The sequence below is a fragment of the Hyphomonas sp. genome (genome assembly GCF_037969335.1).
GTDB lineage: Bacteria > Pseudomonadota > Alphaproteobacteria > Caulobacterales > Hyphomonadaceae > Hyphomonas.
In genome coordinates, this window is record NZ_JBBKXE010000154.1 from 1 (window position 1) to 21,782 (window position 21,782).

The 21,782-nt window shown below is 63.2% G+C and carries 22 protein-coding genes; 14 read left to right on the forward strand and 8 right to left on the reverse strand.

The window, feature by feature from the left end; genetic code table 11:
• Window positions 1-89: 89 nt before the first annotated feature.
• Both AADA04_RS11630 and AADA04_RS11635 read left to right on the forward strand, forming a co-directional pair.
• Window positions 90-974: an SDR family oxidoreductase gene (locus tag AADA04_RS11630; protein WP_340693436.1), complete on the forward strand. Its 885-nt coding sequence runs from the start codon at window positions 90-92 to the stop codon at window positions 972-974.
• 87 nt (window positions 975-1,061) lie between these two features.
• Window positions 1,062-1,949, forward strand: coding sequence for an SDR family NAD(P)-dependent oxidoreductase (locus AADA04_RS11635; RefSeq protein ID WP_340693437.1), 888 nt, complete (start codon window positions 1,062-1,064; stop codon window positions 1,947-1,949).
• On the opposite strand, the gene AADA04_RS11640 is transcribed toward AADA04_RS11635, so the two are convergent.
• Complete coding sequence (locus AADA04_RS11640) at window positions 1,940-2,224, reverse strand: hypothetical protein (protein WP_340693438.1); 285 nt, start codon at window positions 2,222-2,224, stop codon at window positions 1,940-1,942. The genes AADA04_RS11635 and AADA04_RS11640 overlap by 10 nt on opposite strands.
• On the opposite strand from AADA04_RS11640, the gene AADA04_RS11645 reads away from it, so the two are divergent.
• Window positions 2,223-3,161, forward strand: a complete 939-nt coding sequence (locus AADA04_RS11645) for a DMT family transporter (protein ID WP_340693439.1) — start codon at window positions 2,223-2,225, stop codon at window positions 3,159-3,161. The two genes, AADA04_RS11640 and AADA04_RS11645, sit on opposite strands and share 2 nt — an antisense overlap.
• A 46-nt stretch (window positions 3,162-3,207) precedes the next feature.
• Window positions 3,208-4,230, forward strand: a complete 1,023-nt coding sequence (locus AADA04_RS11650; RefSeq protein ID WP_340693440.1) for an aldehyde reductase — start codon at window positions 3,208-3,210, stop codon at window positions 4,228-4,230.
• Window positions 4,231-4,243: 13 nt separating this feature from the next.
• On the opposite strand, the gene AADA04_RS11655 is transcribed toward AADA04_RS11650, so the two are convergent.
• Window positions 4,244-4,468 (reverse strand): DUF1674 domain-containing protein, encoded by a 225-nt coding sequence (locus tag AADA04_RS11655; RefSeq protein WP_340693441.1) that lies wholly within the window; start codon window positions 4,466-4,468, stop codon window positions 4,244-4,246.
• Between the two features lie 97 nt (window positions 4,469-4,565).
• Between AADA04_RS11655 and htpX the strand changes: the two genes are divergently transcribed.
• The 7 genes from htpX (at window position 4,566) to purH (ending at window position 13,501) form a co-directional block, all read left to right on the forward strand.
• Window positions 4,566-5,465, forward strand: a complete 900-nt coding sequence (gene htpX, locus AADA04_RS11660) for a zinc metalloprotease HtpX (RefSeq protein ID WP_340693442.1) — start codon at window positions 4,566-4,568, stop codon at window positions 5,463-5,465.
• A 4-nt stretch (window positions 5,466-5,469) separates the two neighbouring features.
• Window positions 5,470-6,738 carry an RsmB/NOP family class I SAM-dependent RNA methyltransferase gene (locus tag AADA04_RS11665; protein ID WP_340693443.1) on the forward strand — a complete coding sequence of 423 codons (1,269 nt, stop codon included), beginning with the start codon at window positions 5,470-5,472 and terminating at the stop codon, window positions 6,736-6,738.
• Between the two features lie 206 nt (window positions 6,739-6,944).
• Window positions 6,945-7,442: a glycine zipper 2TM domain-containing protein gene (locus tag AADA04_RS11670; protein ID WP_340693444.1), complete on the forward strand. Its 498-nt coding sequence runs from the start codon at window positions 6,945-6,947 to the stop codon at window positions 7,440-7,442.
• 94 nt (window positions 7,443-7,536) lie between these two features.
• Window positions 7,537-8,205, forward strand: coding sequence for a ribulose-phosphate 3-epimerase (gene rpe / locus AADA04_RS11675; RefSeq protein ID WP_340693445.1), 669 nt, complete (start codon window positions 7,537-7,539; stop codon window positions 8,203-8,205).
• An 11-nt stretch (window positions 8,206-8,216) separates the two neighbouring features.
• Window positions 8,217-9,947, forward strand: coding sequence for a heparinase II/III family protein (locus tag AADA04_RS11680; RefSeq protein WP_340693446.1), 1,731 nt, complete (start codon window positions 8,217-8,219; stop codon window positions 9,945-9,947).
• Complete coding sequence (locus AADA04_RS11685) at window positions 9,944-11,836, forward strand: polysaccharide biosynthesis protein (protein WP_340693447.1); 1,893 nt, start codon at window positions 9,944-9,946, stop codon at window positions 11,834-11,836. Before AADA04_RS11680 ends, AADA04_RS11685 begins: the two co-directional genes overlap by 4 nt.
• 60 nt (window positions 11,837-11,896) lie before the next feature.
• Window positions 11,897-13,501, forward strand: a complete 1,605-nt coding sequence (gene purH / locus AADA04_RS11690; RefSeq protein WP_340693448.1) for a bifunctional phosphoribosylaminoimidazolecarboxamide formyltransferase/IMP cyclohydrolase — start codon at window positions 11,897-11,899, stop codon at window positions 13,499-13,501.
• Between the two features lie 7 nt (window positions 13,502-13,508).
• Here the strand turns inward: purH and AADA04_RS11695 are convergent, their stop codons facing one another.
• From AADA04_RS11695 to AADA04_RS11715, 5 genes are all read right to left on the reverse strand, one after another.
• On the reverse strand, window positions 13,509-14,513 hold the full coding sequence (locus AADA04_RS11695; RefSeq protein ID WP_340693449.1) for an NAD(P)-dependent alcohol dehydrogenase: 1,005 nt from the start codon (window positions 14,511-14,513) through the stop codon (window positions 13,509-13,511).
• Window positions 14,514-14,574: 61 nt separating this feature from the next.
• Window positions 14,575-15,069: a hypothetical protein gene (locus AADA04_RS11700; RefSeq protein ID WP_340693450.1), complete on the reverse strand. Its 495-nt coding sequence runs from the start codon at window positions 15,067-15,069 to the stop codon at window positions 14,575-14,577.
• Entirely contained in the window at window positions 15,053-15,706 is a 654-nt protein-coding gene (locus AADA04_RS11705) for a DUF5671 domain-containing protein (protein WP_340693451.1), read from the reverse strand. Before AADA04_RS11705 ends, AADA04_RS11700 begins: the two co-directional genes overlap by 17 nt.
• A 64-nt stretch (window positions 15,707-15,770) precedes the next feature.
• Window positions 15,771-16,736 carry an alpha/beta hydrolase gene (locus tag AADA04_RS11710; RefSeq protein WP_340693452.1) on the reverse strand — a complete coding sequence of 322 codons (966 nt, stop codon included), beginning with the start codon at window positions 16,734-16,736 and terminating at the stop codon, window positions 15,771-15,773.
• Window positions 16,737-16,801: 65 nt separating this feature from the next.
• Complete coding sequence (locus AADA04_RS11715; protein ID WP_340693453.1) at window positions 16,802-17,104, reverse strand: SCP2 sterol-binding domain-containing protein; 303 nt, start codon at window positions 17,102-17,104, stop codon at window positions 16,802-16,804.
• A gap of 244 nt (window positions 17,105-17,348) precedes the next feature.
• On the opposite strand from AADA04_RS11715, the gene AADA04_RS11720 reads away from it, so the two are divergent.
• The gene (locus tag AADA04_RS11720) at window positions 17,349-18,896 is read left to right on the forward strand and encodes a carboxyl transferase domain-containing protein (protein ID WP_340693454.1); all 1,548 of its coding nucleotides are present in this window, start codon (window positions 17,349-17,351) and stop codon (window positions 18,894-18,896) included.
• Here AADA04_RS11720 and AADA04_RS11725 read toward each other — a convergent pair.
• A complete protein-coding gene (locus AADA04_RS11725; RefSeq protein ID WP_340693455.1) occupies window positions 18,893-20,155 on the reverse strand; it encodes a SulP family inorganic anion transporter in 1,263 nt (420 codons plus the stop codon). The two genes, AADA04_RS11720 and AADA04_RS11725, sit on opposite strands and share 4 nt — an antisense overlap.
• Before the next feature lie 161 nt (window positions 20,156-20,316).
• Here AADA04_RS11725 and AADA04_RS11730 point away from each other — a divergent pair, with 161 nt between their 5' ends.
• Window positions 20,317-20,691: a hypothetical protein gene (locus AADA04_RS11730; protein WP_340693456.1), complete on the forward strand. Its 375-nt coding sequence runs from the start codon at window positions 20,317-20,319 to the stop codon at window positions 20,689-20,691.
• A gap of 157 nt (window positions 20,692-20,848) precedes the next feature.
• Window positions 20,849-21,736 (forward strand): DUF4349 domain-containing protein, encoded by an 888-nt coding sequence (locus AADA04_RS11735; RefSeq protein ID WP_340693457.1) that lies wholly within the window; start codon window positions 20,849-20,851, stop codon window positions 21,734-21,736.
• The last annotated feature ends 46 nt before the right edge of the window (window positions 21,737-21,782 follow it).

A 21,782-nucleotide genomic window follows, 5' to 3' on the forward strand; every position in this document is an offset into this window, starting at 1 on the left:
CCCCCACGCCACGGCCCCGTTTTCGGGTAATCGAGGGTGGCAAGCAGGCCGCAGACGACTGACCCTTTCCCCCGGACAAGAGGCGACACATGGCACTGGACACGACCCCCACCTCCCTCCGCACGGTTGTCGTGACAGGTGCCTCGACCGGCATCGGTGCCGCAACCGCCCGCCACCTCGCCGCGCAGGGCTGGTGCGTCTTTGCCGGCGTGCGCAAACAGGCCGACGCTGATCAGCTGAAAGACGGCGCCACGGGCGACCTGCGCCCGATCCTGCTCGACGTCACCCAGTCTGGCAGCGTTGAAGCGGCCGTCCAGACCGTTGCCGAAGCGCTTGGCAACGCCCGGCTCGCCGGGCTCGTCAACAATGCCGGTATCGCCAGAATGGGGCCGCTGGCAATCCAGCCATTGGCGGATTTCGAGGCCCACTTTGCCGTCAATGTGTTTGGCATGCTCCGCGTCACACAGGCTTTCGTGCCCCTGCTCGGATCCGACAAGTTCCGGACCGGCCCGCCCGGCCGGATCGTCAATATCACCAGCGTTGGCGGCCGGATCGCGGCCCCCTTTCTCGGTGCCTACACCGCCACCAAACACGCCAATGAAAGCATGACCGACACATTGCGCCGGGAACTCCTGATCTACGGAATCGACGCAATTGCTGTGGGTCCCGGCTCGGTGAAGACGCCGATCTGGGACAAGGCGGAAGCGGCCAATGACGAACAGCCCTATGCCAAAAGCGATTGGGGCGCGCCGCTGAAAACATTCGAGCAGGTCATGCTCAAGGGCGGTCGCTCCGGGTTCGATCCGGTCGAGATCGGCAAGGTCGTCCAGACCGCGCTGGAAGACCCGAAGCCCAAGGCCCGCTACGCGCCCGTGCCCAACAAGCTGACCAATTTCACGATCCCGACCCGCCTGCCAAAACGCTGGCTCGACAGGATCTTCGCCAGCCGGTTCGGCCTGCACAAACCGGACTAGGCGGCCCGGCCCCGAATCTTTTTCACCTTCCCTTGACGTCCCCGGCGGAAGCCCGGCGCATGGTGTAAAAAACGGGAGGATAACATCATGACGGATCTCAGCGGCAAGATCGCCATCATCACAGGCGCCGCCAGCGGCATCGGCCTTGCGGGCGTCGAAGTCTTCGTCGCCGCAGGCGCGAAAGTCATCGCCGGCGACGTGCAGGACGAAAAGGGCAAGGCGCTGGAAACGCGCTTCGGATCAGACAAGGTTCGCTTCACCCATTGCGACGTCACCGACATGGGTCAGCTCGAAGCCCTCATGCAATCCGCCGTCGATGCCTTTGGCGGCCTTGATATCCTTTGGAATAATGCCGGCCATGGCGGCACGCCGACCGGCGTCGAAGACCTCGATCTCGAGGGCTATGACACCACGATGAACCTGCTCCTGAAACAGGTCTTCGCGGGCACCAAGTTTGCCGTGCCGCACATGAAGGCGCGCGGCGCCGGGTCGGTGATCAACACGTCATCGATCAGCGCCGTCTGCGCCGGCTATGCCCCGATCACCTATTCGGTCGCCAAGAAAGGCGTCGCGCATTTCTCGAAACTGGCCGCCGCGGAGCTCGCCAAATACCAGATCCGGGTCAATTCGATCCTGCCGGGCTTCATTGCCACGTCGATCTTCGGCGCCTCCCTCGGCCTGTCGCGGGAACAGGCCGACCAGATGGCCGAAATGGTCGCCCAGAACGGCGGCAAGATGCAGCCCATCGGGCGCGTCGGTCGCGGCAGCGACATTGCCGAAATGGCCGCGTTCCTGGCCTCTGATGCAGCAGGTTTCATCACCGGCGGTGAGTTCCTGGTCGATGGCGGCATGACCGTCGGACCGGTGCACAGCTGGAACGAAGAAGCGGCCGGGCCACTCCTCGAAGCGCTGGGCCTCACGCCCGAACAGGCCGAACAGATGCGGCTTGCCCAGGCGGCCGGCACTCAGTCCTGAACGACGGCGTCCAGACCCGGGACCGCTTCGACGGCCTGCAGCAGGTCAGCCAGCGTCGACGCCCGGAACACGCGGCGGCCATGTTCGTCGGCAAGCACATAGCCCCTGGCCGTCTTGGTCAGGGGAAACCGGCGCCAGTGGGCGCGGGTGCGGAAGATCCAGACCTGTTCGGGCGCCTCACCTGCGGTTGCCCAACCGGTCCACATGTGTTCGATCGGCAGGCACCGCCACAGGCGGTCGATCTCATCAATCTCCGAGGCGGTGAATCGGTTCATGGCAACTAGTCCAAATGTGTCTGCAGCCCGCAAGGATAACCGTCCGCAACGCACGCGCAACCTGGAAGGTGCGTTGTGGATGGCCGCCTCGGGCGCTGTGTTCACCGCCTTCCTGACCCTCTCCAAGCTACAGTCAGCGCACTACGACCCCGGCTTCCTCGCCTTCTGGCGCGCGGCGGTCGCGCTGGCGATCACGCTGCCCGTCATCTTCCACCATGGCCTCGGCATCATGCGCGTGCAGCAGCCGATAATGGTCTTCGTCCGCAGCCTGTTCGGTACCGTCGGTTTCATCCTGAGCTTTTACGCCGTCTCGGATGCTGTTGGCCTGCCCTTGTCGGAATTCAACGCGATCAGCTTTTCGCGCGCCATGTTCATCACTGTCATTGCCGCCTTCATCCTGCGCGAGACGGTCGGCTGGCACCGCTGGGGCGCCACGCTGGCCGGTTTCGTCGGTGTGCTTATCATGACCCAGCCACAATCTGGCGTGAGCCTTGGCACGCTCCTCGCGCTTGGCGCCGCGTTCTGCATGGCCGGCGCGATCACGCTGGTCAAAGTCCTGTCGCGCCTGCACCGCCCGATGACGCTGCTGATCTGGGCCAACCTCCTGTCATCCATCCTCCTGCTGCCCCTCGCCATCTGGAAGTGGCCCGCTGTCGCGCCGTCGCTTCAGGACTGGGGCATGATCGGCGTAATGGGTCTCTGCGGGACGCTGGGGCAGTATCTCTACATTCGCGGCATGAGCATTGGCGACGCCTCCTTCCTCTCCCCCATCGACTATCTGCGCCTGCCAATGGCGGCCCTGGTCGACTGGTTGCTGTTCCATCTCCTGCCGGGTCCCTGGACCTGGGTCGGAACCGCTATCATCATCTCGGCAACCTTCTACATCACCTACCGGGAGCACAGGCTTAACGCCCGCACCCCAACCCCGCCCTTGTGAAAATTGGTGAATTCGTTCATTGTTCACAAAACAGTGGGAGTTTCACATGGCCAAGGTCCTCGTCACAGGCGCTACCGGCTTTATTGCGGGTCATGTCATTCTGCAGCTGATCGAAGCCGGGCATGACGTTCGCGGCACGGCCCGCTCGGCGAGCAGCGCGCCCAAGCTCAACGTAACGCTGAGTAAATACGCAGGCAAGCCCATCCATATCGAGCTTGTCGCCGCCAATCTCGGCAGCGACGAAGGCTGGGCTGAAGCCGTCGCTGGCATGGACTATGTCCAGCACGTTGCATCGCCATTCCCGAGCGGCGTCCCGAAAGACCCGGAAGACCTGATCCGCCCGGCCCGTGATGGCGCCCTGCGTGTCCTCAAGGCAGCGAAGGCCGCCGGCGTGAAACGAGTCGTTATGACGTCATCCATGGCGGCCATAGCCTATGGCTGGGGCGACGCCCGACCGGCCGTCCTGACCGAGGAACACTGGTCAAACCCCGACAACCTGAAAGACAACACCGCCTATACCCGCTCCAAAACCATCGCCGAGCGGGCGGCATGGGACTATGTGAACGGGGAAGGCAAGGGGCTCGAACTTGCCGTCATCAATCCGGCCGCCGTTCTCGGCCCGGTGATGAGCGGCGACCTGTCGACCTCGCTTGAACTCCTGTCCCAGCCCCTGTCAGGCAAGATCCCGGCCGTACCGCGTATCGGCTTCGGGATTGTCGACGTACGCGATGTCGCCGCCGCCCAGGTGGCGGCAATGACCGTCCCTGAAGCCGCCGGTGAGCGCTTCCTCGTCTCCCAGCCTTTCATGTGGTTCTCGGACGTGGGGGACATCCTGCGCGCGAATTTCCCGGCCTACAGCAAAAAGCTTCCCAAGGGCACATTGCCCGATTTCTTGACGAGGGTTTTGTCTGTGTTCAACCCGGCCTTGAAGCTCCTCATTCCAGAACTTGGACGCCAGCGGCAAATCTCCAACGAGAAGGCGCGCAAGGTTCTGGGCTGGAAACCCCGCACAGCAGAACAGGCCATCGTGGATGGCGCGCAAAGCCTGATCGACGCTGGCGTGGTCTGACGCAGATCAACGCTCAGAAATCGTAGGCAATTCCCTTGCGCTCCCAGTCCCCATAGCGGGTCGGTTCGATATTGCGGGGGCCGCCATTCTCATCCTCGGGCAGGGCAGCAGCATCGGCCTCCGCCGCCGCGCGCCGCGCGTCCGCTTCCTCCAACGCCCGGCGTGCCTCGGGGCTCAAGCCCTTGCGGCGTTCGGTCTCGTCCTGACTGCTGTCAGGGTTTGATGATTCTTGGTCCATGTGCCAGCAGACTCCTCAATTCGTTAATGGTCACCATATAGTTGGCAGTACCATCCGTAGAAACATCGAACTGCCGTATTAGTGGAGCACAAGTCCAATGGGGACTGCGAAAACCTTCATCCTGCTTGCCATGCTGACCGCCCTCTTCATGGCGATCGGGTATCTCGTTGGCGGCATGCTCGGCATGACGGTCGCATTCGTCGTCGCTGCGGGCATGAACGCATTTTCGTACTGGAACGCCGACAAGATCGTCCTGAAGATGCAGGGCGCGCGCGAGCTGACGCCAGAAACCATGACACCCATGCTGCGCACCTTCGCGAATGACGTTGCCTCGCTCGCCGAACGGGCTGGCCTGCCCACGCCGAAGGTCTACATCATCGAAACACCCCAGCCGAACGCCTTTGCCACCGGACGTGATCCATCGCATGCCGCCGTCGCCGCAACGACCGGCCTGCTTGGCATGCTGACCCGGGAAGAAGTCTCAGGCGTGATGGCCCACGAACTCGCTCATGTCGGCAACCGCGACACGCTAACCATGACCATCACCGCGACCATTGCAGGCGCGATCGGCATGCTGGCGAATTTCGCGCTCTTCTTCGGGCGCGACCGTAATGGCCTGATCGGCTCACTCGCGATCATGATTATCGCCCCCATCGCCGCTGGACTCGTCCAGATGGCGATCAGCCGCTCGCGCGAATATGTGGCCGATGCCAGGGGCGCTGAAATCTGCGGCAACCCGCTCTGGCTGGCCTCTGCGCTCGAAAAGATTGAACGCGGCGCCCGTGCGTCCGTAAACGTCCAGGCCGAGCGCAACCCCGCCATGGCCCATATGTACATTTCCAACCCGCTCAGCGGCCGGGGCGCCGACAACCTGTTCTCGACCCACCCGACCACAGCCAGCCGGGTTGCCGCCTTGCGCCGTATGGCGGGCGACCAGATGTCCGCCTCGACCGATGACGCCACCCCTGCCCGGCGCGCTGCCGGCCCGTGGGGTTGAGGCCGTGAGCGGAGCCGATATTCGCCGCGCTGCAGCCGACCTGCTGACCCTGACGCTGGACAGCCGTCGCACGCTCGACGATGCGATGGACACGAGCCAGATATTCAACACGCTGGAAGGGTCTGACCGCGGGTTCGCGCGCGCCATTGCCAGCGCCGCCCTGCGCAATCTTGGCCACATTGACGATGCCCTTGCCCCCCTCCTGTCGCGCCCGCTCCCGGCCGTCACCGCGCCCATACGGGCCCTGCTCCGCACCGGCGTCACGCAGCTCTGGCTGATGGATACGCCGCCCCATGCCGCCGTCGGCGAAACCGTGGAAGCCGCCAAGGCCTGGCCTGAAGCGCGCTCCGGCGGAGCCTTCCTCAATGCCGTCCTGCGCCGCGCCGACCGCGAGCGCCCTGATTTCTCGACCATGTCTCCGGTCACGATCTGGCCGGACTGGCTGCAAAAGGCCTTCACCGATGCACTTGGTGAGGACGCGGCAATGGCCCTCGCCAAAGCGCAGCTTTCCGAGCCTGTGCTTTACCTGACACCCAAATCCGACCCCGAAAAAGTCGCCGCCGAGACCGGCGGTGAGCTCGTGCCCGGCGGAGCTGTGCGCGTGCCGGGCGGATCAGTCGAAGACAAGGACGGGTTCGCCGCCGGTGACTGGTGGGTCCAGGACGTCGCGGCCATGATTCCTGCGCGGCTGCTGAACCCGCAAGCGGGCGACACCGTGATCGACCTCTGCGCCGCGCCCGGCGGCAAGACGCTCCAGCTCGCCGCATCCGGCGCCAGTGTCACGGCTGTGGACCGGTCTGCACCGCGCCTGCGGCTTTTGCAGGAAAATCTCGCCCGCACCGGCCTGTCCGCCGACGTGATCGCGGCAAATGCCGACGAATGGCGCCCGGATGCGCCCGTCGCGAAGATTCTGCTCGACGCGCCCTGCTCGGCGCTCGGCACGCTGCGCCGTCACCCGGAAGGCGCATGGATCAAGCGCGACGCCGACGTTGCCCGCTTTCCGGTGGCACAGGCCCGCCTGCTCGAATCAGCCCTCGAAATGCTGCAGCCCGGCGGCACGCTCGTCTATTGCGTCTGCACGCCCCTGCCAGCCGAAGGCGTCGATATTGTCAACGCCGCGATCATGGGGGGCCTCGCCCAGCGGGAACGAGTCAGCGCCGCTGAAATTCCCGGTTTTGAAAACGCGATCACGCCTGATGGAGACATCCTGACCCTGCCCGGCATCGCCGGCGATCATGACACATTCTTCATCGCGCGATTGACCAAGGCCTGATTCGCCTCCGGGTTCCGCACAGAGCGGGCGATTCGGAGGTAAATACGTGTTGACCACAGGTTGCGACATCGCGTCTGAACGGGGAGATCTAGCACTGGCTGCCATTGAATCGCCACCGATCACCCCGAAATTATTCACACGGGTTCATCTGCTATTCAGCTGAATACACGCAAAAAGCGTCCATTCAATGTGCAAGGAGCACTGATATGTCTGCAATTACTTCCTCCCGCGCTGTTCCTGGCAAGATCATGGCTGGCGCCCTCGCCGCGCTCACGCTCGCTCTCGCCGGTTGCGCCAACAATCCCGGCCTCGGAACGACGAGCACGCAGTCCGTCGGCCAGGCGTCGACCGTGTACCAGGGTACCGTGACCTCTGTCCGGGCCGTGACCATCAAGCCCGACCGTTCGATCATCGGCGTTGCAACAGGCGCTGTCCTCGGCGGCCTCGCAGGCTCCGAACTCGGCGGCGGTGACAAGGCCCAGACAGCTGGCGCCATTGGTGGCGCAGTCGTTGGCGGCGTGGCCGGCAACGCGGCCGGCAAGGCCATCGGCACCAAGCAGGGCTATGCCTACATCGTTCGCTTCAGCAATGGCGACGTGAAGGAAATCGTCCAGGGTGCCGACGTCTACATCGCACCCGGCACGCCGGTCGACATCATTGCCGGCGCTGACGGCTGGAAACTGGCGCCACGCGGCGGTTACTGATCCGGCATGCCCGGGTCCGGGCACACGGTTAAAACTTGATTCCCGGACAGCCGGCCGCCTTGTGCGGTCGGCTGTTCCCTTTTAGGGAGAGACGATGAGTAAGGTCCTGATTTCCCCTTCGATTCTCTCGGCGGACTTCGCCTGTCTGGGAGACGAAATTCGCGCGATTGATGCTGCTGGCGCCGATATGATCCACATTGACGTGATGGACGGACATTTCGTGCCGAACCTGACATTCGGACCGCCTGTCATCGAAAAGCTTCGGCCACACACGAAGAAACCCTTCGACGTTCACCTGATGATCGCGCCGGTTGATCCGTTCATTGCCGCCTTTGCCAAGGCAGGCGCCGACATTCTCACCGTCCATCCCGAGGCGGGGCCGCACATTCACCGCACCTTGCAGGCGATCCGAACGGCCGGCATGCGACCGGGCGTGGCGCTCAACCCGGGCACGCCAGCCTCGGTCGTTGAACCCTTGCTCGACAATCTCGACCTGATCCTCGTGATGTCGGTCAATCCGGGCTTCGGCGGGCAGAGCTTCATCGAGAGCCAGTTGCGCAAGGTCGAAGAACTCAGGCACATGATTGACCAGTCAGGCCGTGACATCATCCTGGAAATTGACGGGGGCCTGAACCCGGAAAACGCGCCCCGGGCCGTTTCTGCGGGCGTCACTGCGATTGTTGCAGGCTCCGCCGTTTTCAAGGGTGGACCTTCAGCCTATGGTGACAATATCCGGGCGCTCAGGCCGAGCGTCCAAGTATAGTAGGTTTCAGGATGGGGCGTGCCTTGGGTGGTGGAGACAGCGATTTCCGAGCTGACCGCACGCGTTCCAGCGCTGACGATGCAGCCCTTTGGCGCCGGTTTCGCGGCGTCGCCGGCGAAGACGCGCGAATCGGCGCGCGGCAACGACTGAAACTGACGGGAACGGCCCCCGCGAATTTCGACATCAATCTCCCTGATATCGTTCCGCCTGACACATGGCGCGGCGAAGCCCTGATGCGCGATGTCTGGCGCATCGGCATGGAACGCCTGACACTGGAACACGCTCAGGCACCCTGGTCGGTTCCGCCGCCATCGCGGCACTTCGCCGACCGGCTGCACCGGTTTGACTGGCTGCCTGACCTCCTCTCGCAAGGCCCTTCCGGCGCGAGCCGGGCCGGGGCGTTTATCGATTCCTGGATCGACGCATACGGTACGTTCAACGGCTTCGCATGGCGCGCCGAACCGACCGCAAATCGCATCTGGAACTGGATGCGATGCGCAAACGACATCTTCACCGCAGGCGACAGGCCCGAACGAATGGAATGCCTGGTCCGGCAATTGCGATTCCTGTCGGACGCCCTCGACCAGACGACTGATCCCAAGACCCGCTGGATGGGGTCATGCGTCATGGTCGCCCGTTCTGTTTGCCTTGATGGGGCACACAATCTGGATGAGGCACTGGCGCGGCTGGACGGCGAATGCACCGCACAGATCCTTCCCGATGGCGGCCATGTCAGCCGCAGCCCGTCTCGCCTGTTGGCGGCGCTGCTCAACCTGCTCACGCTCCGCGAGGTCCTGCAGGATGCCGGGCATGTCGTGCCGGAATATTTCGAAAAATGGATTCCGCGCATGGGGGCCATGCTGGCTTTCTTCCAGACCGAAGATGGCGCGCTGAATCCCTTCAATGACGGTGACGAGGGACGACCGGAGGCCGTGAATGCGGCGCTGGCGCGCCTTGGTACGCCACCCCGCCGCTTTACCGTTGCCCCAAAGTCCGGATTCCAGAAACTTCAAAAAGGTCCGGTCCGTCTTATGCTCGATTGTGGCGAAGCCCCGCCGCCACCGTTCGGGGATTTCGCTCATGCCGGCGCGCTCGGCTTCGAATTGTCGGATGGACCCGCCCGTCTGGTCACATCGTGTGGCTATAGCGCGGAAGTGAATCTCGACTGGCAGGCCGCCGTTCGCCGCACCGGTGCGCACTCAACCCTCGTCCTCGCAGGGCGGGACTCGGCCAGTTTCGTGGTCAATGAAGAATCCCGCCTGCTCGCAGCCAAGGGGCCGGAAGGCATCTCGGCCAAGCGGCTCGAGGAGGCCGACGAGACCTGGCTTGACGCGCAACATGGTGGCTACAAGGCCGCTTGCGGCCTCCTGCATCGGCGGCGCCTGTTCATGTCGGGTAACGGCAGCCGCCTGACCGGCGAGGATTCCCTAGTCCGCCCGATTTCTCAATCGCCGTCAGATGATTCCAAGTTCATCAATTTCGAAATCCGGTTCCACCTTCACCCAACGGTCACAGCCATGATGTCGCGCGATGCCATACGCCTTATCTGCGACAATGGTTCCGTCTGGCGGTTCAAGACCAGCCATGAGGGCACACGGCTTGAACGGACCGTCTATCTTGCGCGTGGAATCGTTGAGCAACCCGAACAGATTGTCATGGCTGGCTATGCCGATCCGAACAGTGACGGCAATGAGCCGCCCAACTGTATCCGCTGGGCCTTCCTGAAGGAGCCCGCAGCATGACCCCGCAGCGCGCTGCCCGGAGGGCCATGGTCCTGACTCTGGGATTCGATGTCACCATGGCGGCGATCGCGATGATCATGGCATCCGTTCTCGTCTGGTCGTCAGACGCCGTCACCGGACCGTTTTCGTTTGTGTCTGCCATCACGAGCACCTGCGCTTTCGTCCTCGCCGTCTTCGCCGGATTCGTGATTCGCGGTGTTCAGAAACAGGTCTGGCGCCATATGGGCTGGCCCGATGCCGTGATGACGGTACAGGCCATCGGCCTGTCGGGCCTGATCTACCTGCCGGTCATGCTGTTGCTCAATGGCAGGCTCGTCGCACCGTGGGCAACCTTCCTTGTTGCCACCTTGCTCTGGACGATCCTGCTGTTTGCCGGGCGCATGTTTGCCCTGTCGCGCTCGACGCACATGCCTCTGCAGATATTCAGCCCCGTCTCGCGATCGGGACAGCCTGTTCTACTTGTCGGCGATGCCGAAAATTGTGTCACGGTATTGCGCCGGCTCCAGAATGCGCCGCAGGGCAGCAAGGTGCGCGTACTCGGTGTTGTCGAAACGCGCGGGGCGAATCCCGGCCGCGCCATCCGCGGTGTGCCGATCATGGGGTCTCTGGAAGACCTCGGCAATGTCATCGACGTGCTGGAAGTCCGCTACGGCCAGACACCGTGGCTCGCAGTTACCGGTATCGCGCGATCACGCGAGAACATGCTCCAGATCCTGGAAATTGCATCAAGCCATGGCGCTGAAATCATGGCGCTTGGCGGTGACGAAGCCGCGCAGATACTCGAGCCCGTCCATCCTGCCGATCTTCTCGCCCGGCCAGAACGCCAGCTCGACATCGCGCCCGTTCGCAGCATCGTAACATCCGCCAACGTGCTCGTGACTGGTGGGGGCGGTACAATCGGTGCGGAGCTGACACGCCAGGTTGCCGCGCTCAATCCGGCCTGCCTGACGATTCTCGACGCATCGGAATTCAACCTCTACAGCATCGACATGGCGCTCGGCACCGAAGCGCCTGACGTCCAGATCATGTCGCGTCTGGGTGATGTGCGCGATGTCAGCCGGCTGGCGGATGTTTTCCAGCGCGCTCAGCCAGATCTCGTCATCCATGCGGCTGCGCTCAAGCATGTCCCCCTGATGGAACACAATCTCTGTGAAGCCATACTGACCAATGTCGGCGGGGCCGTGAATGCCGCGCGGGCCGCTGTCGCGGTTGGCGCGCGCCGGTTCGTCTTCATCTCTACCGACAAGGCGGTCGATCCGGACAATGTCATGGGCGCGACAAAGCGACTTGCGGAAATCGCGGTCAGCCGGATAGCGGCCGATTCCCGCATGTCGGCATCCATGGTGCGCTTCGGCAATGTGCTCGGTTCGTCCGGGTCTGTCGTGCCGCTGTTCGAACGACAGATCGCCGCTGGCGGGCCGGTTACGCTTACCGATCCGGGCGTCACGCGCTATTTCATGACCGTCGAGGAGGCATCATCGCTGGTGTTGCAGGCGGCAGGCCTTCAGGCCCTTGAAGGCGCCGCCGAGCTGTTTGTCCTCGATATGGGCGAGCCCATCCCGATCCTGCAACTGGCCGAGACCATGATCCGCCTCAAGGGCCTCGTTCCGGGTGTGGACATCGAGATTGTGACAACCGGCTTGCGGGACGGAGAAAAAATGCACGAAGCGCTGACCTATCGACATGAAGAGGTCAGCCCGACCACGGTCGACGGCGTCAACCGTGTGGCATCACCGAACGGACATGGCGAGTTGTTCGAGAAGCAACTTGCCGCTCTTCTCGAAGCGGCCGGTCGACGGGACCGGGGTGAAGCCCTGCGACTGCTCGGCGTTCTGGTGCCGGAATATGGCGCCAACCGGGCGGTGCGGGACCAACGCCACAGCGCTTGACGCCCCGGCCGGTCGTGCTACCCCGCGCGGTAGTTCAGCCAGCCGCCAGAGGATCCCCCCATGACCGACGCCGCCAGCCGCGGAGCGCCCGTTCGCATCCGCCGAGCCCTCCTGTCCGTTTCCGACAAGACCGGTCTCGTCGACCAGGCTCGCAAGCTTGCCGCCATGGGCGTCGAACTGGTCTCGACCGGCGGCACATCGAAACTGCTGAAAGACGCCGGACTTGCCGTGAAGGACGTCGCCGACCTGACAGGCTTCCCGGAGATGATGGACGGCCGCGTCAAGACACTCCATCCGGCCGTGCATGGCGGCCTGCTTTACCTGCGCGACAACCCGTCCCACGTGAAGGACGCCGAAACCCACGGCATTGGCGCCATCGATCTCATCTACGTGAACCTCTATCCGTTCGAAGCGACCGTTGCCTCTGGTGCAGACTTTGAAACCTGCATCGAGAATATCGATATCGGTGGCCCCGCCATGTTGCGCGCCGCCGCCAAGAACGGGGCGTTCGTGGCCGTCTGCACTGACGGCGGTGACGTCGATACCGTGATTGCAGAAATGGAAGGCCATGACGGCGAAGTGCCTGTCACCCTCTGCCGCAAACTCGCGGCGAAAACCTATGCTCGCACCGCCGCCTACGACGCCGCCATTTCAGGCTGGTACGCTCGCCAGCTCGGCGACACCGCACCCGACTGGGCCGCAATCGGCGGCAAGCTGCACGAAGCCCTGCGCTATGGTGAAAACCCGCACCAGAAGGCCGCCTTCTATGTGACCGGCGAAAAACGCCCGGGCGTCGCGACTGCGAAACAGCTGCAAGGCAAGGCGCTCTCCTACAATAATATCAATGACACCGACGCGGCCTATGAGCTGATCGGTGAACTGGGTGCCGAAACGCCCGCCGTGGCCATCATCAAGCACGCCAACCCGTGTGGCGTCGCCCAGGGCAAGACCATCATCGAGGCCTATCGCGCGGCCCTTGCCTGCGATTCAACCTCGGCATTCGGTGGGATCGTCGCCCTCAACCGTCCGCTGGATGGCGCGACCGCTGACGAGATCAGCCGGGTCTTCACCGAAGTCGTCATCGCACCCGGCGCCGATGCCGACGCCGAGGCGATCTTCGCGAAAAAGAAAAACCTCCGTCTCCTGATCACCGAGGGCTTGCCAGACCCGGCCTCTGCCGGCCATTTCGTCAAGACCGTCGCCGGCGGCTTCCTGATGCAGGACCGTGACTTCGGTCGCATCACGCGTGCCGACCTGAAAATCGTCACCCGTCGTGCCCCGACCGAGGAACAACTCGACGACCTCCTCTTCGCCTGGCGCGTTGCCAAGCATGTGAAGTCGAACACGATTGTCTATGCGAAAGATGGTGCCACGGTGGGCATCGGCGCAGGCCAGATGAGCCGGATCGACTCGGCCCGCATCGCCGCGCGCAAAGCAGAAGATGCCGCCGAAGTGGCCGGCTGGGACGTGCCGAAAACCAAGGGCTGCGTCGCCGCATCCGATGCGTTCTTTCCGTTCGCAGACGGCCTGCTTCAGGCCGCGTCAGCTGGCGCTGTCGCCGTGATCCAGCCCGGCGGATCCATCCGCGACGACGAAGTGATCGCCGCCGCAGATGATGCCGGTCTCGCCATGGTCTTCACGGGCATGCGCCATTTCCGGCACTAGGCCCGGTTCAGATCGAGACGACGATCTTGCCGAAATGCTTTTGCGACGCCTGATGGGCGAACGCGTCGGCAATCTTGTCGAGCGGGAATGTCTGGTCCAGCACAGGCTTGATACCATTGGCCTCGATCGCGGCGATCATGTCTTCCTGCATAGTCGCCGATCCGACCGTAATGCCTGACAGCGTAATGTTCATCGAGAACAGCGCCGCCGTCGGCACTTCGCCGGACACGCCGGTCAGCACGCCGATCAGCGAAATATGCCCACCCATTTTTGACGCCGCGATCGATTGGGCGAGCGTGCCCGGCCCACCGATCTCGACCACTTCATCGACACCGCGTCCGCCGGTCAGGGCCTTGGCTTTCTTGCCCCAGTCCGGCGTGGTCTTGTAATTGATCAGGTGGTCCGCACCGAGCGCCTTCATGCGTTCGAGCTTCTCATCCGATGACGATGTCGAGATAACCCGCGCGCCGGCCGCCTTGGCAAATTGCAGCGCGAAGACCGACACGCCGCCGGTGCCCTGGGTCAGCACCCAGTCGCCGGGCTTGATCTTCGCTTCCACCATCAGCGCACGCCAGGCCGTCAGCGCGGCGCAGGGCAGCGTGGCCGCCTCCTCGAAGGAATAGCCCTCAGGCATGCGCGTGAACGCCGTCTCGGGGGCTGCGACGAGCTCTGCGCCAAACCCGTCGGCACCATCGCCCGGTACGCTGGAAAAGCCGGCCATTTGCGGCGCGCCTGAATACCAGTTCGGGAAGAACAGGCTGAGCACCTTGTCGCCCGGCTTGAACCGGCTGGCGCCTTCACCGACGGAAACGACTTCGCCGGCGCCGTCCGACATCGGGATACGGCCATCGGGTGTCGGGATGCCGCCCATCACGACAACGAAGTCATGATAATTGAGACTGCTGGCTTTCACTCGGACAAGGATCTCGCCCCGGCCCGGTTTCGGGTCCGGGCGGTCTTCGATCACAAGGTTTCCGGGACCTCCGGGCTTTTTGACGGCGGCTGTTTTCATCGGGCGCTTCCTCTTCGCTTTGCCCGAACGTGGGTCGGCGACGCTAGGGAAGTCAAGCAGATCAGTCCGGTGACGCGACAAGATTGACCGTATAGCAAAACCGGCCGGGCTCGGGGCGCGCCGCTGCCAGGTCGATATAGTCCGCGCTGAATCCATAGTAGGACCGCCCGGGCTGGCGGTTTCCCGGCCGGGAGAAAACAGCACAGATTTGCGCTTGCCCATCGTCTACGCGGACGATCTCAAACGGCTCGCCTGAAATCGGATCATCCTGCCATTGCGCATTGCGACAGCCTGTTGCGAGCCGTGCCGCAGACCCGGAATCGTCAATCGCGGCTCGGACGCTCTCTATGTCGTCCGGCAGGGGTCCGATCCCACGGCGATAGCAGTTGAGAGCCATGGCCGTTTCCGCCAGCGCCTCCAGGCGGGCGTCATCCTGCTGCATCTCACGCGCCTGTCCCGGCCCGCCAATGATCGCGAGGCCCGCGACGATCGCGGCAACGGAAACACCAACAAGCGCAAGGGCCAGCCAGTCTCCGGATTCACGGGGTGTCCACATCGCCCTTGTCTCCCTTCTCCGCATCGCCGATGAAATAGGTAAAGATCGCCCCGGCAATCACGGCCACGACCACAGACTTGAGGACAAACCGCACGGTCAGGTCACCGCCGAGGAAATTGTACACGAGCGACATGCCGTCCCCGACCAGCGTGCACCCGGCCACGACTAGGCTGATATAGGTCAGCCATTTGCGAATGCGCGAGCGCTGCATTTGCGGGTTCCGGCGTCGCGCGCCGCGCAGGATATAACCGAGCCAGAGAAAGAGCGGCGTCGCCACCAGCAGGCCCGACACGCCGCTGCGTACCTGCGATTCCAGCCTGAACACACGATAGTCGTTCACGTCGGCCTTGTCGGGGAAGCCGTATTCAATCAGCGCGAACAGCAACGAGCCGAGGCTGAACGAGACAATGCCCAGCAGGATGAAGAAGAGCAGGTAGAAGAAGGCTTCGCGCGCCGACAGGTATGGCTGCGGCCGGGGCACGGCGACCGGGAAGGCGACATCGGAATAGGTCTCCAGCGCGGCATCCACCTCGGCCTTGCGCCAGCCCGCCTTGGTCAGCGCGTCGAGGATGGTACTGCGCGATTGCCCGTGCTCGAGGCTCTGCTTGACGAATTCCACGAGTGTCTTGTCGGCCATCGCGTCCTCACTCCCATGCTGTGGCCGCCAGCATAGCCCGTCTGTTATCCCGTCGCCAGCGGCATCAAATCCCGGCGCGTTGCAGCAGGCGCTGGAAGCCTTCCCAGAATTCGGCCCGGCGTTCGTCCGTTTCCATCAGGATTTCGTGCAGCGCGCCCTCGACCGTCACATGCTCGCAATCGGGAAGGCGGGCGCAGACAGCTTCATGCGACGCATTGTCGACCAGTTTCTCTTCGCCGGCCGACGCGATGAAGACCGGGATGTTCACGGCGTTGAGCGCCTTGGCCTTGCCAAAGGTCGACACGATGTTGAGCGACGCGCCGAGCCAGCCCCAGGTCACCGGCCCAAGTTCCAGTTCCGGCGCCGCATCACACAGGTCGCGCTGCATCTGCCAGCGGCGCTTGTCATGCGTCACGATATTGGTTTCGAACGTCTCCGCCGGGCCCGGCTGCTGCGCATAATTGTCCGAGCGCCCCGTCACGCGCATGGCCCAGACGAGATATCTCATGCCGAGGAACTTTGACTTGAGCCCCCACATCGGCGCGCAAAAGGCGGCAGCTTCGACCTTGACCAGGCCCTGCGCGATGGTCGCCAGCGCAATCGCCCCACCCATCGAATGGGCCAGCGACACGTAAGGGCGCGGCAGCCTGTCGTCGAGCTTCTCCAGCCCCTTGGCGAGCGCGCCCATGAATGTTTCGAACCGGTCGATATGGCCCTTTTTTGTATCGTCCAGCAGGCGCTCCGACAGGCCCTGGCCCGGCCAGTCGATGATGACGACGGCAAAGCCCATGGCCTGCAGCTCGCGGGCGACCTCGAAATACTTTTCGATGAATTCCGTCCGGCCCGGACAGACAATCACCGTGCCCCGCGGATTATTATAGGTCAGCGCCGGGGCAATACAGGCGCGCAGCGAGCGCCCGGCACTGCCCTCGAACCAGACAATCTCGGCGCCGTCGGGCGCAGGATTGCCGGGCACAATGACAAAGTCCTTGCGCTGATCGGCTTTGGCTGGGGCAGTCTTGTCAGGCATGAAAAAAAGCCGCCCTCAGGTTTCCCCGGGGCGGCCCCTTCTGGATTGGTAAGCCGTCGCGGATTCTACGAGAACTTCTGCATCAGGCTCTGCAGTTGCATCGCAACCGACATGTCGCCTTCAACTTTCAGCTTGCCCTGCATGAACGCCATGGTCGGGTCCATCTGGCCGCCGGAAATCTTCTGGAAGTCATCCCAGTCGACCTTGATCGTCGCATCTGCGGCGCCGTCGGAATTATCGACCGTGCCTGCGACGCCGTCGATGAAGAGTTTGCCGACGCTGCCGAAATCAAACTTCACCTTTTTGGTGAAATCGCCGCCCGGCTGGACAGCGGACGAAGCTTTGGATGTAAGTTCTGCAAGATCCATGATGGGTCCTCCTTGGAATGGGTCTGAATAGGATAAAGCAGAGGGACACGGGGAAATGCAAGGAAAGATTGAAGCGGGGCGGAATTGTTCAGCGCCACCGCTCAGGGCGATTATCGCTCCAACCACCTGCCAATGACTGTTTCATCGGCGCAGGGATTCAGTTGCACTTGCCCCAACGGCACCTCACGCCACCCCCCTACGAAGCCCTTGACCGAAGGGGCCTCGACCGCCGATTGATGGACGCATGAGCTGGAAAAAATCGATCGAGGAATTGCGTCGGCGCGAGCGCCTGTCCGAAAAAATGGGCGGCGAAGAGCCGGTCTCGCGCCAGCGTGGGCGCGGCAAGTTGACTGTCCGCGAACGTGTCGCCTTCCTGGTTGACCCCGGCAGCTTCCACGAAATCGGCAAGATTGCCGGCAAGGCCACTTATGGCGCCGATGACGAACTTGAATCCTTCACACCGTCCACATCCGTCACCGGCCGCGCCACGTTGAACGGCAAGCCCACCGTCATCCTGGCAGACGATTTCACCGTGCGGGGCGGCGCGTCGGACGCGGCGATCTGGCAGAAAATGGTCCAGTCGATCAAGATGGCGACCGAATACCGGATGCCGCTGGTCCAGATGATCGACGGCACGGGCGGCGGCGGCTCGGTCAAGAGCCTCGAAAAGGATCCGCGCACCTACATTCCCGAAACGCCCGGCTGGAACGAGATCGTGCATGGCATGACACAGGTGCCCTTCGTCTCACTCGCCCTCGGCCCCTGCGCCGGCATGGGTGCAGGCCGGGTTGCCGCGAGCCATTTCTCGGTCATGGTCAAGGAACTCAGCCAGGTCTTCGTCGCCGGTCCGCCTGTGGCCATCGCGCTTGGCGAGAATGTCACCAAGGAAGAACTCGGCGGCTGGAAAATCCAGGGACAGAACGGCACGGTCGACAATGTGGTCGATACCGAGGCCGACGCTTTTGAAGCGGCGCGGCAATTCCTGTCCTACCTTCCGCCATCGGTTCATGAATTGCCGGAACGCACGCCGCCGACGGACGACCCGAAGCGCAAGGAGGAGTTCCTCCTGTCGATCGTTCCGACCGACGGCAAGACGCCTTACAAGCCCCGCAAGATCGTCGAGGCGACCGTTGACCGGCACAGCTTCTTCGAGATCGGGCATGACTGGGGCCGGGGCATGGTCTGCGGTTTCGCCCGGATTGACGGCCACCCTGTCGGCATACTGGCCGGCGACCCTTTCTTCCTCGATGGCGCCTGGACCGCAGATGTCTGTGACAAGGTCACACGGCATATGGATCTCTGCTCCATGTTCCACCTGCCCGTCGTGCACTTCGTCGACTGCCCCGGCTTTGCCGTCGGCGTGAAGGCGGAAACCGCTGGTGTCACACGCGCGGGTGTGCGCGCCATGACCGCGATCTACCAGGCCAATGTTCCGGTCTGCTCGGTCGTCATCCGCAAGGCGTACGGCCTTGCCGGCTCGACCATGATGAACCAGTCGAAGACCAAGTGGCGCTATTGCTGGCCCAGTGGCGACTGGGGCAGCCTGCCCATGGCGGGCGGCATCGAGGCCGCCTTCCGCAAGGAACTCGCCGAAGCAGAAGACCCCGAAGAACTGAAAGCCGCGCTCTACAAGAAGTTCGAAGCGATCCGCTCACCCTTCCGCACGGCCGAAAGCTTCCTCGCCGAGGAAATCATTGACCCGCGCGACACGCGGCCCCTCCTCGTCGACTTCGTCCAGCACGCGTCGCGCATCGTCGAGACCGGCGAGTTCAGGCACGGCTACCGGCCTTAGCGTTCCGGTGTTTCCCAATCGGCCGAGGGCACGTTCCGGCGCTGCAGGCGGATGGCCAGTCCGACGGACACGCCGACACCAATCGCAATGGTCAGGTCGGCAACTACGGTCAGGACCAGCGTGAGCAGCAAGAGAAATTGGTCAGCCCGGGGCGCCGACAGGTAACCCTTCCACTTGTGCGGTTCGCTCATGTTCCAGGCGGTGAGGATCAGCAACCCGGCCAGCGCCGGCATCGCCAGGTAGCCCGCCAGCGGCGCTGCCACCAGCATCGCGATCAGGATCGTCAGTGCGTGGATGATGCCGGCGACCGGCGTCTTTCCGCCCGCGCGCACATTGGTTGCCGTCCGCGCAATGGCGCCCGTAGCAGGCAGTCCGCCAAACAGCGACGAGCCCACATTCGCGACGCCTTGTGCAATGACTTCCGCATTTGGCCGATGATGGCCACCGGTCATCTTGTCGGCCACCATGGCCGACAGGAGCGATTCGACACCGGCGAGGAAGGCAATCACGAAGGCTGACGGCAGCAATTCCAGAATGCGGTCCATCGACAGGGACGGGAATGATGGCATGGGCAAGTGACTTGGCAGGGCGCCGAACTGCGATTCAATCGTATTCACCGGCAAAGCCATGAAAGCGACGACCGCTGACGTCGCAGCCACAGCGAGGATCAGGCCAGGCGCCCGGGGCGCAGCGCGCCGCAGGCCGACAATCAGGATCATCGTGGCGCCACCGAAGGCCAGTGCGGCCAGGCTCAGCGTGCTCCGCGCCTCCCACAGGGCAGGCAGTTTCTCGAGGAAATCTGCCGGAAGGGCGGTCATGGAAAGGCCCAGCAGGTCCTTCACTTGGCTCGTCGCAATGATCACCGCAATGCCGATCGTGAAGCCGTTCACGACGGCCTCCGGTACGAAGCTGATCAGGTTGCCAACCTTCAGCAAACCCGCGGTGATGAGAATAATGCCGGCCATGAATGTGGCAATCACCAGTCCGTCATAGCCGTGTTCGGCGATGACGCTGAAAACGACAACGATGAAGGCGCCTGTCGGCCCACCGATCTGGACGCGGCTACCGCCGATCAACGAGATCAGGATCCCGCCAACAATTGCAGTGACAATTCCTTTGGCCGGATCGGCGCCAGACGCAATGGCAATCGCGAGGCTGAGCGGCAATGCCACCATCGCAACAGTAATGCCCGCCATCAGGTCAGCGCGGAACAAAGACCAGGAATAAGTTTGGAGTGTTGTGAGGATCTTCGGTTTCATGCCATGCCCGACTGCCAGAGTTGAACTACCCCGCTAGCATAAATGCATGGCTTCGTATCTGCGCGTCTTGCCTCACCTAAGAGAGAGGATGACGGCGATACAACGCCAGATGGAAGACAGCTTATCCACCCCCTCCCGCACCTGGCGTATAATGCGCCGCAATGTTCTCCCTCCTCACCCCCATGCCGGGCCTGCCCTGGTACCTTCTGCCGATCTGGCCGCTGATCTTCTGGCGTATCCAGCGTCTCAAGAAATGGTTCCGCGCGGCAGGCGGCCCCGGCAGTCAGATGCTCTGGGGCGTGATGTGGAATGGCCGCATCGTGGTGTTGCAGCTGTCGGACGATCTCTCCGGGCATCGTTCAGGCATTTTCCGGGCACCTGTCTCGAACAGGCTAGGGCGGGTCCTCTCAGGTGAAGACCCGCTTTCCCCTCTCGGGCGAAAGCCGGGGCCCAGGGCCATACGGGCCGGACTTGAGGCACTGGGTCCCGGCTTTCGCCGGGAAGAGCGGGAGCTGGGAGTGATCCCCGACACCTGACCCATACCTCACCCCCAGCACACCCATACCTCACCCCAAGCGCCCCCTCAGGCGCCGCACGCGTTAACCCTCCTCAAGCCCTCCACATTTCCAGCCTGATATTGCCTTTATTCAGGTTTCATGATGGCTCTCTGTTATCGGTGGAGGGACCAAGATAATGAAGACTCAATCAATCCTGCTAGCGACAGCGGCCATGATTCTGGCCGCCTGTGGCGGCACTGGCGGATACGACAAAAGCGAAATGGCGCCATCGATGGCACCGCCGGCACCTGCCGCAATGATGAGCCAGGACGCCTACAATGAAGAGAGCAATGTCGGCGGCGCGCCAGCCGAAGCGGACGTTCAACAGTACATTGCCTATTCGCATTCGCTCGGCCTGCGCCTGCCGGTCGCCGCAATCGAGCCCGTGATGCAGGGTCATATTGCCAATTGCAATGCTGCCGGCCCCGCCAAGTGTATTGTCACCAATTCCTATCTCAACGCCTGGTCGGAAGATGAAGCGTCGGGCTCACTGAATATCCGGGCCACGCCGGACTGGATCGAAACCTTCATGAACGGCGTCGAGGCCGAGGCTGAAGCTGCCAAGGGTGACGTCACCAGCCGCCAGACCACGGCGGAAGACCTGACCGTGACCATCATTGATACCGATGCCCGGCTGAATGCGCAGCAAGCCCTGCAAAAGCGGATCGAAGACCTGTTGGAGAATCGCCCCGGCGACCTTGGTGACCTGCTCGAAACCGAACGGGAGCTGGCGCGCGTCAACGGCGATATCGATTCGCTGAAATCCAGTATGAAGGCGCTGATGCAGCGCGTGAACATGAGCCAGTTGGCCGTCAGCTACGAGACCAAGCGCAATCCGGTCTCGCGCGGCGCGCTGAGCCCGCTCGGCGACGCCTTTGGCGGCTTCTTCTACAACCTGTCGAGCGCGCTCGCTGCGGTTATCACCGCGTTTGCCGTCGGCCTGCCATGGCTCATCCTGATCGGCGTGTTCCTGTGGTTGTGGCTGAAACTGATCTGGCCACGCATCCGCCGCAACAAGACCTGAGCCCGTCCGACGGGCCTCATCCTGCGAAGGACGAGGCCCGGTCACG